Annotated in this window: 17 protein-coding genes; 6 read left to right on the forward strand and 11 right to left on the reverse strand. The window is 72.2% G+C overall.

Translation table 11 applies throughout. The annotated features are described in order from the left end of the window. Positions 1-23: 23 nt before the first annotated feature. The 7 genes from ACZ4LX_RS01775 to ACZ4LX_RS01805 form a co-directional block, all read right to left on the reverse strand. Complete coding sequence (locus ACZ4LX_RS01775) at positions 24-740, reverse strand: phosphoadenylyl-sulfate reductase (protein WP_467636981.1); 717 nt, start codon at positions 738-740, stop codon at positions 24-26. Beyond that, positions 737-916 carry a hypothetical protein gene (locus tag ACZ4LX_RS01780; protein WP_467636984.1) on the reverse strand — a complete coding sequence of 60 codons (180 nt, stop codon included), beginning with the start codon at positions 914-916 and terminating at the stop codon, positions 737-739. Before ACZ4LX_RS01780 ends, ACZ4LX_RS01775 begins: the two co-directional genes overlap by 4 nt. Next, a complete protein-coding gene (locus ACZ4LX_RS01785) occupies positions 913-2,610 on the reverse strand; it encodes a nitrite/sulfite reductase (protein WP_467636987.1) in 1,698 nt (565 codons plus the stop codon). Before ACZ4LX_RS01785 ends, ACZ4LX_RS01780 begins: the two co-directional genes overlap by 4 nt. Before the next feature lie 114 nt (positions 2,611-2,724). Then, positions 2,725-2,808, reverse strand: coding sequence for a putative leader peptide (locus tag ACZ4LX_RS01790; protein ID WP_309486338.1), 84 nt, complete (start codon positions 2,806-2,808; stop codon positions 2,725-2,727). Positions 2,809-2,976: 168 nt separating this feature from the next. Continuing rightward, positions 2,977-3,576: a GNAT family N-acetyltransferase gene (locus tag ACZ4LX_RS01795; protein ID WP_467636991.1), complete on the reverse strand. Its 600-nt coding sequence runs from the start codon at positions 3,574-3,576 to the stop codon at positions 2,977-2,979. 135 nt (positions 3,577-3,711) lie between these two features. Beyond that, positions 3,712-4,992, reverse strand: a complete 1,281-nt coding sequence (locus tag ACZ4LX_RS01800) for a helix-turn-helix domain-containing protein (protein WP_467636994.1) — start codon at positions 4,990-4,992, stop codon at positions 3,712-3,714. Between the two features lie 252 nt (positions 4,993-5,244). Continuing rightward, the gene (locus ACZ4LX_RS01805; RefSeq protein WP_467636997.1) at positions 5,245-6,882 is read right to left on the reverse strand and encodes an acyl-CoA dehydrogenase family protein; all 1,638 of its coding nucleotides are present in this window, start codon (positions 6,880-6,882) and stop codon (positions 5,245-5,247) included. Positions 6,883-6,956: 74 nt separating this feature from the next. On the opposite strand from ACZ4LX_RS01805, the gene ACZ4LX_RS01810 reads away from it, so the two are divergent. Both ACZ4LX_RS01810 and ACZ4LX_RS01815 read left to right on the forward strand, forming a co-directional pair. After that, entirely contained in the window at positions 6,957-8,072 is a 1,116-nt protein-coding gene (locus tag ACZ4LX_RS01810; protein WP_467637803.1) for a YihY/virulence factor BrkB family protein, read from the forward strand. Positions 8,073-8,218: 146 nt separating this feature from the next. Then, positions 8,219-8,908 (forward strand): helix-turn-helix domain-containing protein, encoded by a 690-nt coding sequence (locus tag ACZ4LX_RS01815; protein WP_467637000.1) that lies wholly within the window; start codon positions 8,219-8,221, stop codon positions 8,906-8,908. Positions 8,909-8,915: 7 nt separating this feature from the next. Here the strand turns inward: ACZ4LX_RS01815 and ACZ4LX_RS01820 are convergent, their stop codons facing one another. Then, complete coding sequence (locus ACZ4LX_RS01820; protein WP_467637003.1) at positions 8,916-9,308, reverse strand: VOC family protein; 393 nt, start codon at positions 9,306-9,308, stop codon at positions 8,916-8,918. A 159-nt stretch (positions 9,309-9,467) separates the two neighbouring features. Between ACZ4LX_RS01820 and ACZ4LX_RS01825 the strand changes: the two genes are divergently transcribed. Both ACZ4LX_RS01825 and ACZ4LX_RS01830 read left to right on the forward strand, forming a co-directional pair. Continuing rightward, on the forward strand, positions 9,468-10,163 hold the full coding sequence (locus ACZ4LX_RS01825) for a hypothetical protein (RefSeq protein WP_467637006.1): 696 nt from the start codon (positions 9,468-9,470) through the stop codon (positions 10,161-10,163). Next, positions 10,160-10,789, forward strand: a complete 630-nt coding sequence (locus tag ACZ4LX_RS01830) for a hypothetical protein (RefSeq protein WP_467637009.1) — start codon at positions 10,160-10,162, stop codon at positions 10,787-10,789. Before ACZ4LX_RS01825 ends, ACZ4LX_RS01830 begins: the two co-directional genes overlap by 4 nt. A gap of 142 nt (positions 10,790-10,931) precedes the next feature. Here ACZ4LX_RS01830 and ACZ4LX_RS01835 read toward each other — a convergent pair whose 3' ends face one another. From ACZ4LX_RS01835 to ACZ4LX_RS01845, 3 genes are read right to left on the reverse strand one after another with little or no spacing between them, the layout of a single operon-like run. Then, on the reverse strand, positions 10,932-12,500 hold the full coding sequence (locus tag ACZ4LX_RS01835) for a 3-hydroxyacyl-CoA dehydrogenase (protein ID WP_467637013.1): 1,569 nt from the start codon (positions 12,498-12,500) through the stop codon (positions 10,932-10,934). Positions 12,501-12,553: 53 nt separating this feature from the next. Next, a complete protein-coding gene (locus ACZ4LX_RS01840; protein ID WP_467637016.1) occupies positions 12,554-13,330 on the reverse strand; it encodes a CoA-transferase subunit beta in 777 nt (258 codons plus the stop codon). A gap of 53 nt (positions 13,331-13,383) precedes the next feature. Beyond that, complete coding sequence (locus ACZ4LX_RS01845) at positions 13,384-14,301, reverse strand: CoA transferase subunit A (RefSeq protein WP_467637807.1); 918 nt, start codon at positions 14,299-14,301, stop codon at positions 13,384-13,386. Positions 14,302-14,501: 200 nt separating this feature from the next. Between ACZ4LX_RS01845 and ACZ4LX_RS01850 the strand changes: the two genes are divergently transcribed. Continuing rightward, the gene (locus ACZ4LX_RS01850) at positions 14,502-15,398 is read left to right on the forward strand and encodes a LysR family transcriptional regulator (RefSeq protein ID WP_467637020.1); all 897 of its coding nucleotides are present in this window, start codon (positions 14,502-14,504) and stop codon (positions 15,396-15,398) included. Positions 15,399-15,537: 139 nt separating this feature from the next. Next, the gene (locus tag ACZ4LX_RS01855) at positions 15,538-16,764 is read left to right on the forward strand and encodes an acetyl-CoA C-acetyltransferase (RefSeq protein ID WP_467637023.1); all 1,227 of its coding nucleotides are present in this window, start codon (positions 15,538-15,540) and stop codon (positions 16,762-16,764) included. Positions 16,765-17,013: the final 249 nt, after the last annotated feature.

Here is a 17,013-nt window from a genome sequence, read left to right on the forward strand (position 1 = left end):
CGAAGTCTCCTGATCATTCGTCATCAGTCGTGCAGCCCGCATTCGGTCTTGCCGCGCCCGGCCCAGCGTCCGGCCCGCGCGTCCTCACCCTCCAGCACCCGCCGGGTGCAGGGGGCACAGCCCACGGAGGCGTAACCGTCCATCAGCAGCGGGTTGGTGAGCACCCCGTGCTCGGCGACGTACGCGTCGACGTCGTCCTGGGTCCAGCGGGCGATCGGCGAGACCTTGACCTTCTGCCGCTTCTCGTCCCAGCCGACCACCGGGGTGCCGGCCCGGGTGGGGGACTCGTCACGGCGCAGCCCGGTCGCCCACGCCGTGTACGAGGTCAGCCCCTCCTGGAGGGGGGTGACCTTGCGCAGCTTGCAGCACAGGTCCGGGTCGCGGTCGTGCAGCTTCGGCCCGTGCTCGGCGTCCTGCTCGGCCACGGTCCGTCGCGGGGTCAGCGTGATGACGTTGACGTCCATCACGGCCTCCACCGCGTCGCGGGTGCCGATCGTCTCGGGGAAGTGGTAGCCGGTGTCGAGGAAGACCACGTCCACCCCGGGCAGCGCCCGGGAGGCGAGATGGGCGACGACCGCGTCCTCCATCGAGGAGGTGACGCAGAAACGGCTGCCGAAGGTGCGGGTGGCCCACTGGAGGATCTCCGGCGCGGGCGCGTCCTCCAGCTCCCGGCCGGCCCGCTCGGCCAGCTCCCGGAGCTCCGTCGCGGTGAGGTCCCCGGTCCGCTGAGTGTCCGTCATATCCCGTCCCCTTCGCCGTCGTTGCGCGCCGGCCCCCGGGTCAGCAGGCCCAGGAACTTCAGCTGGAACGCCCGGTTGCAGGAAGCGCATTCCCAGGCCCCGTGCCCCGCCTCGTGCGGGCGCAGGTCCTCTTCGCCGCAGTAGGGGCAGTGGAACGGCGCGGCGCGCTCGCTCATGACAGCGACTCCGCACTCGCCCTGGCCGCCCAGGTCGCGAAGCGCTCGTCGTCCTCGCGCTCCTCCTGGAACTTCGCCAGGACCCGCTCGACATAGTCGGGCAGTTCGGCCGAAGTGACCTTCAGACCACGGACCTTGCGGCCGAATCCGGCCTCCAGCCCGAGCGCGCCGCCGAGGTGTACCTGGTAGCCCTCCACCTGGTTGCCCTCGTCGTCCAGCATGAGCTGGCCCTTGAGGCCGATGTCCGCGGTCTGGATGCGGGCGCAGGCGTTGGGGCAGCCGTTGATGTTGATGGTGAGCGGTTCGTCGAACTCCGGCAGGCGGCGCTCCAGTTCGTCGATGAGCGCGGCGCCGCGCGCCTTCGTCTCGACGATCGCGAGCTTGCAGTACTCGATGCCGGTGCAGGCCATCGTGCCCCGGCGGAACGAGGAGGGCCTCACCTGGAAACCGAGCGCCTCCAGGCCGGCCGACAGGGAGTCGACACGGTCCTGCTCCACATCGAGAATGATCATCTTCTGCTCGACGGTGGTGCGGACCCGGCCGGAGCCGTGTTCCTCTGCGAGTTCGGCGATCTTGGCGAGGGTGGAGCCGTCGACCCGTCCGACCCTGGGCGCGAAACCGACGTAGAAACGTCCGTCCTGCTGCGGGTGGACACCGATGTGGTCGCGCCACTTGCTGCTGGGCTCCGCGGGCGCGGGACCGTCCAGCAGCGGACGCTTGAGGTACTCGTCCTCCAGCACCTGACGGAACTTGGCGACCCCCCAGTCGGCGACCAGGAACTTCAGCCGGGCGCGGTTGCGGAGCCGGCGGTATCCGTAGTCGCGGAAGATCCCCACGACTCCGGCCCACACATCCGCCACCTCGTCCAACGGGACCCAGGCTCCGAGGCGTTCGGCGAGGCGCGGGTTGGTGGAGAGGCCGCCGCCGACCCACAGGTCGAAGCCCGGACCGTGCTCGGGGTGCTCGACACCGACGAAGGCGATGTCATTGATCTCGTGCACCACGTCCTGCACCGGGGAACCGGAGACCGCGGTCTTGAACTTGCGCGGCAGGTTGGAGAATTCGGGGCTTCCGATGTAGCGCTCGTGGATCTCGTCCAGCGCCGGAGTGCCGTCGATGATCTCGTCCGCGGCGATACCGGCCACGGGGGAGCCGATCATCGTACGGGGGCAGTCGCCGCAGGCCTCGGTGGTGGAGAGGCCGACCGCCTCCAGCTTCTCCCAGATCGCCGGGACGTCCTCGATGCGGATCCAGTGCATCTGGACGTTCTGACGGTCGGTGATGTCCGCGCTGCCGCGGGCGTACTGCTCGGAGATCTCGCCGATGACGCGCAGCTGTGTGGTCGTCAGCCGTCCGCCGTCGATGCGGACCCGCATCATGAAGTACTTGTCCTCGAGCTCCTCGGGCTCCAGGACCGCCGTCTTCCCGCCGTCGATCCCGGCCCGGCGCTGTGTGTACAGACCCCACCAGCGCATGCGTCCGCGAAGGTCGTTGGGGTCGATCGAGTCGAACCCGCGCTTGGAGTAGATCGTCTCAATGCGTGTCCGCACGTTGAGACTGTCGTCGTCCTTCTTGAACTGCTCATTGCCGTTGAGCGGGGTGAAGTGCCCCAGCGCCCACTGGCCTTCGCCGCGGTGGCGTCCTGCCTTGCGGCGCGGCGTGGCGGGCGCGGGCTGTTCCGGGGTAGCGGCCATGACAGTACGTCCTTCGGGACTGCGGGAGGGCGGCTCTGAACTGCACACTCGCGTCTGGGCGCGGCGGTGCGCAGGATGTGCAGAGAAAAGTGGATCGCGGCGGTGCTGGGAATCTCAGCTCGCCGGACAGATGGCGCTGGACATGCGGCCGAGGTCGACGTGGCGTCGACTCACCAAGGCAATTCCAGTTCCAGACATGACGGAAGCGTGTCACGCGGATCTCGGAGCAGTCCACCACTATCCATGATGTGGACGAGACTGTCCCGACAGTTGAGACAATGTGGCGCCCGTCACGCGTGTGACGGGCGCCTGCCGGCCGGAAAACCGGACAACCACGTGCATTTCTTAAGGGAGTTGCTGCGGAAGCTACGGCCGGCCGGATTCCGGCCACGGGCCGGGAGTCACGACCTCGGGCTCCAGTTCCGTCCTGGTGTCGAACAGACGGAAGCCCCGGCGCAGGTAGTTGCCCATGGCGTGCGGCCCGTCCTTGGAGCAGGTGTGCACCCACACCCGCTTCGTCGCGTCCCGTTCCGGCCACCGCTCCGCCAGGTCCCAGGCGCGCGCGACTCCGTACGAGAGCAGATGACCGCCGATCCGGCGTCCCCGGAAGGCCGGGAGAAGACCGAAGTACATGATCTCGACCGTGCCGTCGTCCTGCGGGTCCAGCTCCACATATCCGGCCGGCGTCCCGTCGGCGTACGCCACCCAGGTCTCCGCGCCGGGCCGCCCCAGCACTTCCTCCCACTGCGCGTACGACATCGACAGCCGGTCCGTCCACTGGATGTCGCCGCCGACCGCGGTGTAGAGGAAGCGGCTGAACTCGGGCAGCGGCACCTCCGACCGGACGATCCGTACGTCCGCCCCGGGCACGGCCGAGGGCCGCAGATCGTCGGGCGAGGTCTGTTCCAGGGACCAGATGGTCACCTCGGCGAGGGCGGGGCCGGACGGGTGTTCGGGGTTGCTCATGACTGCCAGAAAACCATGCCCCGGCGCCCGGGCCCAAGCCGGTACCCGGAAGCGGGGCGCACCGGACCTGCGGGAACGGTGATCCTGTGGGGGAGGGCCGACCTGCGACAACCGTGATTCCGCGGGAAAGCGTGGTCAAGGGGCGCTGCGCGCCGCCACCACCACCGGTGCCTTCGACCGGGGCAGCAGATCGCCCGGATACTCCGGGCGGATCACCTCCACCTCGACCCCCTCCCCGAAGCGGTACGGGCGGTGCGCCAGCACCTCCGCGAGATGGCGCCGCAGCCGCGATATCTCGGCCCGGACCGTCACCGTCCTGGTCGGATCGCCGAAGAGGTCCTCCGCCAGCTCGGACGCCGTACGCCCCTCCGGGTGCAGGGCCAGCGCGTACAGCAGCTCGGCGTGGCGCGGGGAGAGCCGTTGCGTCCGGGTGCCCACCGGGCTCACCACATTCACCGCCAGGCTCCCCGGCAGGCTCAGATTCAGCACGACCCGGCGCGGAGGGCTGTCCATCGCCCCGTCCGCCACCTGCACCAGCCAGCCGCCCGGCAGGGGCTCCACCCGGCACATCCCGAGCGAGGGCAGCCACACCCGGCCCGGCTCCAGGGACTTCGGCAGCGGGAGCCGGTCCACCGGAGGCATCCCGGTGACCGCGGCCAGCCAGCCGTTGCCGTCCACCGCCAGGGCCCGGCCGCCCAGCCGGCAGAGCATCGGCGCCGCCACCGACCGCAGCCGGTCGATCGACTGCAGGTGCTGGGTCCTGATCTCGCTCTCGGCCAGCCGTGCGACCGAACCGACCAGGGCGAGCGTCGCCGGATGGAAGGTGGCCGCCGGACCACTGATGTCGACGATCCCCATCAGCCGGCCGTCGCGCGGATCGCGCACCGGTGCCGCCGCGCAGGTCCACCCGTGCAGACTGCGGACGAAGTGCTCCGCGGAGTGCACCTGCACCGGGGCGCGCGCGGCGAGCGCCGTACCGATCGCGTTGGTGCCGATGGTCTCCTCCGCCCAGGCGGCGCCCTCGGCCAGGCAGATGGCGTCCGCCAGCCGCAGCACCCCCGTGTTGCCCTGGCGCCACAGCACCCGGCCCTCCACATCGGTGACCACCATGATCTGCTGGGAGGCGTCCGCGATGTTCACCAGGCCGTCGCTGAGCAACGGCATCACCTCGCCCAGTGCGGAGCTCCGGCGCCGGTGCTCGACCTCGTCCACCTCCAGCGGCACGCTGTGGGTGCTCTGTTCCGGATCGATTCCACTGCGCATCGCCCGGTCCCAGGAGGCCCCGATGGCGGCCCGGGGTGCCGCGAGCATCCGGTCACCGGCCATTTTCGCCGCGCGGGCCCGGTGGATCAGGCGGTTGGCCCGGCCGGGCTCCTGGGCACCGAGCCGCATCACGTCGACCGGGCTTGTCTCCATGCCGGATTCCCCTCTTGCCTGTGCCGAGCCCTGGTCAAGGGGCTACCGGCCCCATCCTGCCGGTGTGGGGGCCCCGTCACCGCAACTCCGCACAATGGTTGCAACCCTCTGCAACTCTGGCGACTGCCCCCCGACCGTACAAGAGTGACGGAACACCGAACGACGGGGTTTCGGCCCCGGAGTCCGGTTGTGTACAGCATGGGGGGTGGTGCCGTGTCGGCGCAGCACCACCCCCTGTTGCTGGCCCCGGGGTCAACGCTCCACGGGCCGGGCCCGTTCCACGACCGAGGCCAGATCCAGGGTGTGCGGCAGCGTTCCGAAGGCCGAGCCCCGGTCCCCGCCCAGGCGTGACGCGCAGAAGGCGTCGGCCACCTCCGGCGGAGCCCAGCGGACCAGCAGCGAACCCTGGAGGACCAGCGCCATCCGCTCCACGAGCCGGCGGGCGCGTGCCTCGATTCCCTGCAGATCGGCCAGCTCGGTCAGCAGATCCCTGATCGCCCGGTCCAGCCGGTGGTCCGCGCCCCGCGCCCGGCCGACCTCCTGGAGGAACGCGTTCAGCGCCTGCGGCTCGCGCCGCAGAGCCCGCAGTACATCCAGCGCCTGCACGTTCCCCGAGCCCTCCCAGATCGAGTTGAGCGGCGCCTCGCGCAGCAGCCGGGGCATCCCCGACTCCTCCACGTATCCGTTGCCTCCCAGGCATTCGAGTGCCTCGGCCACCAGCGGCGTGCACCGCTTCGTCACCCAGTACTTCGCCGCGGGCACCGCGATGCGCAGGAACGCCGTCTCGCTCTCGGTCCCGGCGTCGTACGCGGCGGCGAGCCGCATCGCCAGCACCGTCGCCGCCTCCGACTCCAGCGCCAGATCGGCCAGCACGTTGCGCATCAGCGGCTTGTCCACCAGCACGCCGCCGAAAGCGCTGCGATGCGTGGTGTGGTGGACGGCCTGCGCCACCGCCTGCCGCATCAGTGCCGCCGAGCCGGTCACGCAGTCCAGCCGGGTCGCCGCCACCATGCCGATGATGGTGCGCACCCCGTGCCCCTCCTCACCGATCCGCCGCGCCCACGTACCGTCGAACTCGACCTCCGCGGAGGCGTTGGACCGGTTGCCCAGCTTGTCCTTGAGCCGCTGGATCGCGAACGTGTTGCGGGTGCCGTCCGGCAGCACCCGGGGCAGCAGGAAGCACGTCAGTCCTCCGGAAGCCTGCGCCAGCACCAGGAATCCGTCGGACATCGGCGCCGAGCAGAACCACTTGTGCCCGGTGAGCAGATACTCCCCCTCGCCGGACAGCGGCTCGGCACGTGTCGTGCCGGCCCGCACGTCCGAGCCGCCCTGCTTCTCGGTCATGCCCATGCCCAGCAGCGCCCCGGCCTTCCGCGTGGCCGGCCGCAGTTCCTGCTCGTACACGTGCGAGGTGAGCAGCGGCTCCCATACGGCGGCCACCGCCGGATCCGTCCGCAGCGCGGGCACCGCCGCATGCGTCATGGAGAGCGGGCAGCCGTGGCCCGCCTCGGCCTGCGTCCACACCAGGAAGCCGGCGGCCCGGCGCACATGCCCGCCCGGCCGGTCCCAGGCATCGGTCAGACCGGCGGTGACGGCATGGCCGAGCAGCCGGTGCCAGGCCGGGTGGAACTCCACCTCGTCGATCCGGTGCCCGTAGCGGTCATGGGTCCGCAGCCTCGGTGGATTGTCGTTGGCCCGCGCCCCCCACTCCGCGGCCTGGGCGGACCCGGCGGACCGGCCGAGTGCCGTGAGCCCACTGCGCGCATCGTCGAGAAGGTCTGCCGGAAGGTGCCGCTCCACGGCTTCGGTGAGTGCCAGGTCCGCACCGAATACGTCGTAGCCGAGGAGAGGAGGGGCCTGGTTGGACACTGTGTGGGTGGTGGCTGCCATGCCGATACGGTAAGGACGTGCAGGCAGCAAATGAAACACCCGAGCGGCCACCGGGCCGGCTCCACCGGGCCAGAGTGCTCTACCGCAACGTGTCCAAGCGCCAGCTGGCCTGGCAGTTGCTCAAGGACACCGTCAACTCGTGCATGGAGTACCGCATTCTGGGACTCGCCGCCGAGGCGGCGTTCTTCACCCTGCTGTCCCTGCCCCCGCTGCTGCTCGGACTGATCGGCCTGCTCGGTTACGTCGACGAGTGGACCAGCACCACCACGGTCGCCTCCATCGAGCGCAACATCCTCAGCGCCGCGCACACCGTGCTCTCCGAACGCGGCGTCAACGACTTCGCCAAACCGCTGCTGGCGGACGTCACCACGGGGGCCCGGCCCGACGTCATCTCGATCGGCTTCGCGATCGCGCTCTGGTCCGGTTCCCGCGCGGTCAACGTCTTCATCGAGACCATCACCGTGATGTACGGGCTCGACGGCCAGCGCGGCATCGTCAAGACCCGGATGCTCGCCTTCCTGCTGTACGTGGTGGCGCTCCTGCTGGGCGCGGTCGTGCTGCCCCTGCTGGTGGTCGGCCCCGACCGGGTCGTGGAGTTCATCCCCTGGGGCACCGAGCTCATAAGCGTCCTGTACTGGCCGCTGGTGATACTGCTGTCCATCGCCTTCCTGACCACGCTCTACCACGTGTCCGTCCCCGTCCGCTCACCGTGGATCGAGGACATGCCGGGCGCTCTGATGGCCCTGGCGATGTGGGTGATCGGCAGCTTCCTGCTGCGGATCTATCTGACGAGTACGGTCGAGGGGCCCACGATCTACGGATCGCTGGCCGCCCCGATCGCGGTACTGCTGTGGATCGGCATCTCCGCGTTCGCCGTGCTGGTGGGCGCCGCGGTCAACGCGGCCATCGACCGCGTGTGGCCGTCCGTCGCCACGGCGGCGGCCCGTGCGGCCAACGACCGGGCGCGCGCGGTACAGGCGGCCGAGTTCGTGGCCCGTACCCAGGCGGAGAGCTGGGACGGCGGCCCGGACGACGGGGACGAGGACGGGTACGACGACGGGGACAGCCCGTACATGCCCTCCGAGTTCCCGGAGCGGTGGTCGCGGTTCCTGCCGCCGGACGATGTGAAGTCCCGGCTCCAGCCGAGCCGCGAGAAGGAACCGGAGAGGCCGCAGCCGCCCGCCGAATGAGACCGGCCGCCGGGGGCGGACGGGCCGGTGGCACGGCCGCCGCAAGGCACCGCCGCCGCACCTTCCGCCCTCCGCCGGGACCCACCGCCGCACCCCCTCCCGACGCCCCTCACGTGGCGCCCGCGGCCGTGCGCGAGACTGGTGCCATGGGCGACGACTACGAGGAGCGGGCGTCGCGGATCGACGGCGCGCGGGTCTGGACACTGCGGGTGCCCCCGGGCGTGGTCCATCCCGTACTGCCCGACGGCTGCATGGACCTGCTCTGGACCGGCGGCCGGCTGCTCGTCGCGGGCCCCGACACCCGTGCCGAACCCGCGTCCGGCGGCAGCTGCGCGGGCATCCGCTTCGCCCCCGGCACCGCCCCCGCGCTGCTCGGCGTACCGGCGCACGAACTGCGCGACCGCCGGATCGCCCTGGCCGACCTCTGGCCGGCCGCATCGGTCCGGGAACTCACCGAGCGGATGGCGGCGGCCGCCGATCCGGCCGTCGCACTGGAGGACATCGCCGTGCGCAGGGCCGCGCGCACGGACCCGCCGGACCCGGTGATGAGACGGGTCGCCGCACATCTGGACGGCGGCCGCACCGTCGCCTGGACCGCACGGGCGGCCGGTCTCGGCGCCAGGCAGCTGCACCGCCGCTCCCTGGACGCCTTCGGCTACGGCCCCAAGACGCTCGCCCGGGTGCTGCGGCTGCAACGGGCCCTGGCCCTCGTACGGTCGGGAACGCCGTACGCCGTGGCCGCGCACGCGGCGGGCTGCGCCGACCAGGCGCACCTCGCCAGGGAGATGCGCGAACTGGCCGGCACCACGCTCACCGCGTACTTCGGCGCACCCTGAACGCGCCTCAGCCGGCCGGCGCGAAGAGCGAGACCGCGCAGCCGTCCGGGTCGAGGACCACCGCGTACCGCTGCCCCCACACGGCGTCCCACGGTTCCAGATGGCCCCGGTGCCCGGCCCCGGTCAGCTCGGCGTAGACCGAGTCCACCTCGGCGGGGCTGTCGCAGAGGAAGGCGAGCCCGAGCCGTTCCCCGCCCCTGGCCGGGGTCCACTCCGGGTCGAAGGAGCGGACGACGTCCTCGGTGTCCCACAGCAGGCGCTGCCCGCCCGGGAGGGTCACCTCGACATGGGGCGCCATGTCCGCGTCCGCGGGGATGTCGAGACCGAGCAGGCGGTAGAAGGCGAGTGAGGCGGTCAGATCCGCGGTCGTGAGGGAGATCGCGTCGATGCGTGGAGTCATGCCCCGACCGTAGAGGGGGAGGTCACCGCGGGTCTTGAACATATCGGTCGTGCCCCCGCCCGCCCGTGGCGGCCTCCGGCCCGTGACATAGGTTCGGGTGGGGCCGGGCACCGGCCGAGGGAGTGTGGAGCGGGACGAGAGGACCGGGGGCGGACAGGGATGACACGCGGACGGGCTGTCGCGCAGGCACCTCTGGTGGTGGCCTGCGCGCTGATGGCCTGGCAGGTCTGGCTGCTCTTCCACGTCGCCTCCGCCGAGGGTGCGCGGGTGAGGTGGACCTGCGACGAGGACGGCTGCGGCACCGACGATCTGGCGGGCGGTGCGGCGTTCATGGGTGCGGCGGCCGTCGCGGCGCTGGCCCTGATGGCCCGGCGGTATCTGCACCGGGCCGCGCCGGGCACAGCCCTCGCGCTTGCCGCCGCCGGGTTCGGGACGGGCTGGCGGACAGCCGTGGACACGGGGGACCGCCGGGCGGACGAGTCCGCCGACTGGCTGCTGACCGGGTTCACTCCAGCCGAATGGATCGCTGCCTCCTGGACAGCGGCCGGGCTGTTCGCCCTGGCCGCCGTCGCCGGGGCGGTGAGCAGCCTGCGCCGGACCAACGGACTGCACCGGCTCCGGCTGCGCGGCCGGCTGGCCACCGCCGACGCGGAACTCCGGGACTGGAGCCGGGTGGGGCGCCGCCGGGGCAGGGTCCTGGTGCGGTTCGAGGACGAGGGCGGAGTGGCGCACGAGTTCCCGGCCGTCGTCGGCCGGTCCGCGCTGGGACGCCGCGCGGTCGCGCTGTACGACGTCCGGAGCCCCGGCGACCCGACGGGCAGCCGGGTCTCCGTACCGCGAAGGGCGATCCTGTGAATCCGCGTGCCGTACCGCTGGGCCTGATCGCCGGAGGCGCGATGGCCGCCCTGGTGCAGGGGGCCGTCGACGGCCCCCGCTGGCTGCTGCTCCTCGGGCTGAACGCCACGGTGCTGGTCCTGATGGTGGCCGACCTGGTCACCCGGGTGTCCCGGGCGGGCACGGCGCCGGGCCTGCGTTCGGGCGGGCCCAGGGCCTTCGCGCCCGCGACGGTGCACGGCGTCAGGGCGGTGCACAAGAGGACCGGGCGGACCTCGGGCGACCCGGCATCACCGGAGACCACGTTCGAGTTCGACGTCACGGTCGCGCCGGAGGACCGCGAGCCGTTCCGTGTGAGGGTGCGCCACCCGCTGGACGTCCAGGACGCCGGGAGCAGGGGGACGATGGTCGTCGAATACGACCCGGAGCAGCCGTGGCGGGTGGTGGTCCCGCTGCGTCCCCCCGTGGAGTGGACCCGGCGCGCCCGGACGCCGGCCGGGGACGGAAGGGGAGACGGGTACGGAGGGGGAGACGGGTACGGACGGCCGGGCCGTCGCCTGGAGCCGCCCCGCCCCGCGCTGCCGGTCCTCGGCCTCGGCGTCGTGACGGCGGCCGTGCTGCTGGGGCTGATCCGGCTCATGGGGTGAAAGCGGACGGGGGCCGGCGGACGGGCACTTCGCGGTCCGGGCCGTTGGCTGCCACCCTGCCCGGTTCACGCCGGGCCGTCGGCCACCCGGTTCACGCCGGGCAGCCACCTGCCGGGTTCAGGCCGGCCCCCGACCGCCGGGTTCACTCCGGGCCGTCTGCCTCGCTGTCCAGGCACTGGGCCGGGGAGGTGCCCGGGTCCGTCAGGTCCAGGCCGAGGGCGGCGCGTTCGGTGACCCAGCGGGTCGGGCGGTGGCGGGGGTCGCCCGTCGTGGCGTGCAGCGCCCGCTGTAGCTCCAGCATCCGCGCCGCGCCGATCCGGTCGCCCCAGGACAGCGGGCCGAACGGGTAGCCGAGCCCGGTGGTGACCGCCGTATCGATGTCGGCGGGGGCGGCCAGTCCGCGCTCCGCGATCGACGCCGACACCGACACGATCGAGGCGAGCAGCCGCTGCGCGACCGAGCCCGCCGTGTCCCGTACCACGGAAACGGCGAACGGTTCGCCGCCGTAGGCCGCCCGCGCCAGCACCGCGCGCGCATCCCGTGCCGCCGCCGGTTCCGCTCCCGGGGTCACGGCGAGCACCCGGCGGCGTCCTGCCGCAGGTAGCGGATCCACGCCGAAGGTGCGGCCCGGGGGCAGCCCCTGGGCGGCCACCACCGAGGCGACCGAGGTCCCCCAGACCGGGACCAGCACCAGGGCCCCGGCCGGCGGTTCCTGGCCGGTCCCGACCGAGGCGCCCGTCGCGGTCAGCGCCGCCCGGAGCGCGGCCGCGTCCGCCTCGCCGGCCGGGGACGCGGCGACGACGTGCACCGGCCGGTCCCGGTCGCCGGTGACCGGTGCCTCCGGCGCGGGCGCGGCGGCCTCGGGGCCGTAGGGGAACCAGCCCTCACCCGTCTTGCGGCCGAACAGCCCGGCCGCGAGACGGTTCGGGGTCAGGTAGGACGGCCGGAGCCGGTCCTCGTGGCGGAAGCCCTCCCAGATCGAGTCGATCACCGCGGCGGTCACATCGAGTCCGGTGAGGTCCATCAGCTCGAACGGGCCCATCCGCAGGCCCAGCACGTCCCGCGCGATCCGGTCGATGCCCGCCGGGTCGGCGACCGTCTCCTCCAGCAGCGCGAGCGCCTCGGTCACCAGGCCGCGCCCGGCGTGGTTCACGAGGAAGCCGGGGGTGTCGGCGACCGTGACCGCGCGGTGCCCGCAGCTCTCCACGAGCGCGGTCAGCATCGGCGGGATCGCGGGCCGGGTGGTGGCGCCGGGCACCACCTCGACGATCCGCATCAGCGGGACGGGATTGAAGAAGTGCAGCCCGGCCATGCGCGTCGGGTCCTTGAGCGTTGCTGCGATCCGGGTCACCGAGAGCGAGGAGGTGTTGGTCGCGAACACCGCCGACTCCGGCAGCGCCTGCTCCAGCCGGCCGAAGACCTCCGCCTTGGTCGCGAGGTCCTCCCGTACCGCCTCGACGACCAGCTCGATGTCCGGACCGGCCGCCCACGGGTCGTCCAGCGGGACCAGCCGTCCGACGGCGGCAGCCGCGTCCTCGGCGGTCATCCGGCCCTTCTGCACGGCCCGTTCCAGCATGGACCGCACGAAGCCGGCCGCCTCGGCCACCGCCTCCGTCCGTACGTCGCCCAGCTCGACGGTGTGTCCGGCCGAGGCCGCCCACTGGGCGATGCCTCGGCCCATGGCTCCGGCGCCGACGATCCTGATACGCATGGTGGTTACGGTCCTTCCGACGGGACGGGAGTGACGGGACGGGCGGGTGCGGCTCAGCGGAGATACACGCGGTCCGGGTCGACATCCTCGCGCAGCAGCCTGAGCTCCTCCCCGGTCGGGGGTGGCACCTCGTCGACCGTGTCGGCGACCCGCAGGTCCCAGCCGGTCGCGGCCCGCACCTGGTCGACGGTGACACCGGGATGGACGGCGACCAGCCGCAGCTCCTCGCCCACACCCTCGCGGGCCATGATGCCCAGTTCGGTGATGACCCGGGTGACACCGATGCCCAGCGGGCGGATGCCCTCGGCGAGCGCGCGGTCGGGCCCGGGGGTGGTGCAGAAGTCGAGCTCCGCCGTGAAGGAGCGCGGATGGTGACGGCGCATCACCACGAAGACCTCGTGGGAGTTGGCCATCACCTCGACGGCGCCGCCCGAACCGGGAAGCCGGACCGAGGGGCTCTCCCAGTCGCCGATCACCGAGGTGTTGAGGTTGCCCCAGCGGTCGATCTGCGCGGCGCCGAGGAAGCCGACGTCGATATGACCGCCCTGGAGCACACAGCCGAAGAGCACCGGCATCGAGATCACCGCCTCCGCCCCCGTGATCAGGACCGCGTCGGCGATCGTCTCGGGCAGCTGCGAGGGATGGGCGCCGCACACCCCGGACTCGTACACCACCTCGATGTCCGGGGCGACGGTCAGCCGGGCCAGTTCGGTGGCGAGCGTCGGCAGTCCGATGCCCGCGAACACCGTCCGGCGCGCCGCCAGTTCGCGGGAGGCGACGACGGAGAGCAGCTCGGAAGAGGTGATGGTGCCGGGTGCGGTGACGGTCATGTCCCGTTCCTTCTCGTGTCCTGTGGGCTGATCCGTACGGAGCGGGGACGCGGTCACAGCCGCCGCCCGTAGTTCACCGGTTCGCTGAGCGCCTCACCCACGGCGAGCCCCTCCCAGAACTCGGCGCCCAGCCGCTCGACGTACTCCGCGTGGTCCGCCGTTCCGAGCACCCACTCGTCCAGCCACGCCCGGAGCCGCTCGGGGTCCTTGCTGATGTGCGACCAGGCCCGGTAGAAGGCGTTGTCCCGGTCGTAGTACCCCTGCGCGAAGGAGGGGTGGGCGCCGCGCGGGCATTGGACGACGGCGTCGACCGCGTGCGAGGGGACGAGCGTGCGGTTGGGGTCCGAGCGGATCACCTCGTCGTCGACGATCTCCTCGACGACGACGATCGCCTTGTCGGCCGCGTACACGGCCTCGGCCTGGATGCCGGTCAGCCCCCACATCTGGGTGTTGCCGCCGCGGTCGGCGCGCTGGGCGTGAATGATCGTCACGTCCGGGTTGACCGGCGGTACGACGTAGATCTGCTCGGGCTCGCCTTCCGGGCCGGGATAGGGCGAAGTGACCTTGCGCAGCGCGCTGTTGACGGACGGCAGATCACTGCCGCCGTAGGAGCGCAGCGGATAGAAGGGCAGCCGCTGCGCACCGGCGAGGTAGCGGCAGATCATTCCGTAGTGGCTGTACTCCTCGAAGGCGAGAGGCGCAGGGTCGGCGTTCTCCACCCGGCGGCGGAGCTCCCCGAGCGAACCGGCCGAGGAGTTGCCCACGAAGGAGGAGACCAGACGCGTCACACAGCCCGCGGCGATCATCTGGTCCACGACGATGTCCGCGGTCATCCGTACGACGGTGAGGTCCCGGCGGCCCTGGCGGATGATCTCGTGCCCGGCGGCGGTGGGGACGAGATGGGTGAAGCCTTCGAGGCAGACGGTGGCGCCGTCGTGGACGAACGCGGCGATCGCCGCCTTCATCGACATCGTCTTGTCTTTCCGGACCGTCGTGACCACGGTGCTCCTCTGCGTGTGCGTGCGCGTCGGTCCACCGTGCCAGCGGCTATTGATTGCTGTCCAATACCAAATTAAGGTCGGATCAAGACTTCTGGTTAATCAATTCATTGAGGCGGCCACCGGGAACCACCGAGACCGCCACCAGGAACCAAGGAGAAGGGGAGACGGGCGTGGAGCTGCGTCATCTGTCCGCATTCGTCGCGGTGGCCGAGGAACTGCACTTCGGCCGGGCCGCCAAGCGGCTGCAGATGGCCCAGCCGCCGCTGAGCCAGCAGATCCGTCAGCTGGAGAAGGAGCTGGGGGTCCAGCTCTTCGAGCGCAACACCCGTTCGGTGCGGCTGACCAGTGCGGGCGACTCGTTCCTCCAGCCGGTACGGACCGTGCTCGACGACCTCGACACCGCCGTCCGGGCCGCGAAGGCGGCCGGCCGGGGTGAGTACGGGCGGGTCAGCGTGGGCTTCGCGGGCGCCTCCAGCCACGAGACGCTGCCCCTGCTGACCCGTGCGGTGCGCGCGGCCCTCCCCGGGATCGAACTCGTCATGGCGGGCCAGACCTACGCCAACGTCGCGCTCGCCCGGGTCGCGGACGGCTCGCTCGACCTCGGGTTCGTGCGTCTGCCGGTGACCCAGCCCGGTGTGAGCTTCCGGGTGATCGACGTGGAGGAGCTGGTGTGCGCGCTGCCCTCCGACCATCCGCTCGCCGCCCGGGAGACCCTGCCGATCGAGGTGCTGGCGGGGGAGCCGTTCGTCTCCTTCCCGGCGAACGCCGGCTCGACCGTGCGGGACGCGATGGTCGGCGCCTGCGAGGCGGCCGGGTTCAATCCCCGTGTGGTGCAGGAGGCCCCCGACTCGTACACCATCCTGGCCCTCGTCGCCGCGGGCGTCGGGGTGACGCTGACGGTCACCTCCGTCCAGCACATCCAGCAGAACGGCCTCGTCTACCGCCCGCTCGCCGGAGCGCCGATCCGGCGGCAGGCGGCGCTCGCCTGGCGCGACGACAACCCCTCCGCCGCCCTGCGCGCGGTGCTCGCCGTCGCGGAGACCGCGCTGCCCACCCCCGCCCGCTGAGCTCCCACCGGGTCCCCGCCGGATTGAGACGCGCTGCGTCTTGAATCAGGGGCAACTGGATATTGGACCGGCTCAGTCGCGGGTGCAAGGGTCATTCCGCACCCTTGTCTGTTTCCGACCCGCCCCGGAAAGGTCCCCCGTGTCCGACCAGAACGATGTCGTGATCTGCGAACCGCTGCGCACCCCCATCGGGCGCTTCGGCGGTGCGCTCGCCGGGCAGACTCCGGCCTCCCTCGCCGCCCGCGTCATCGCCGAGGTGGTCGCCCGCACCGGAATCGACCCGGACCGGGTGGACGAGGTGATCCTCGGCCACGCCTACCCGTCGTCCGAGGCCCCCGCCATCGGCCGGGTCGCCGCCCTGGACGCCGGGCTCCCGCAGTCCGTCACCGGCATCCAGACCGACCGCCGCTGCGGTTCCGGACTCCAGGCCGTCCTCGACGCGGCGATGCAGATCAGGGCCGGGTTCAGCGAGGTCGTGATCGCCGGCGGGGTCGACGTGATGAGCGCCGCCCCCTACTACACCCACGAGGGCCGCTGGGGCATCAAGGGCCCCGGCCTCCAGCTCCACGACTCGCTCGCCCGGGGCCGGGCCACCGCCGGCGGAGTCCATCACCCGGTCCCCGGCGGCATGATCGAGACCGCGGAGAACCTCCGCCGGGAGTACGGCATCAGCCGCGCCGACCAGGACGCCCTGGCCCTGCGCTCCCAGCGGCGGGCCGGCCGGGCCATGGCCGAGGGACGCTACGACGCGGAGACCGTCCCCGTCACCGTACGCACCCGCAAGGGCGAGACGGTGGTCACCGCCGACGAGCACCCCCGCCCCGACACCACCGCCGAGCAGCTCGCCGCACTCCGCCCGGTCATGGGCAGGACCGACCCGGAGGCCACCGTCACCGCGGGCAACGCCAGCGGCCAGAACGACGCGGCCGCCGCCTGCCTGGTGACCGGCGCCGCCACCGCCGAACGCCTCGGCCTCACCCCGCTGGTGCGTCTGGTATCCTTCGCCCGCGCCGGAGTGCCCGCCGCCACCATGGGCATCGGCCCCGTCCCCGCCACCCGCGCCGCGCTCGCCCGCGCCGGGCTCACCCTCGCCGACCTCGACCTGATCGAGCTCAACGAGGCCTTCGCCGCCCAGGTGCTGGCCTGCACCCGCGAACTGGGCCTCGGCGAGAAGGACCACGAGGAGCGGATCAACGTGAACGGCTCCGGAGTCTCCCTCGGCCACCCCGTCGGCGCCACCGGTGCCCGCATCCTCGCCACGCTCACCCGGGAACTGCACCGCCGCGAGGCCCGCTACGGTCTGGAGACCATGTGCATCGGCGGCGGCCAGGGCCTCGCCGCCGTCTTCGAGCGCATCGCTTCCTGACCCCTCTCCTCACGTCCGCCCCCAGCGGCGCCGCCCACCGGGCAGCGCCGCCAGGGGTGTTTCCGGACGTACCGCACACTCAGGGGGTGCGCCGCACTCCATTGAGACGTCTGACATCTCACTGCACCAGTAATTCGGTATTGGACCGTTCAAGGTTCCGGCTGGCAACGTAACGCCATCACCTCCGCCGCCGTCCCCCGTCCCCACGCGGCGTGCCGGGCGTCACGGGCGACGCCCCCCTCGCAGTCA

This window comes from Streptomyces sp. NPDC026062 (genome assembly GCF_055568375.1).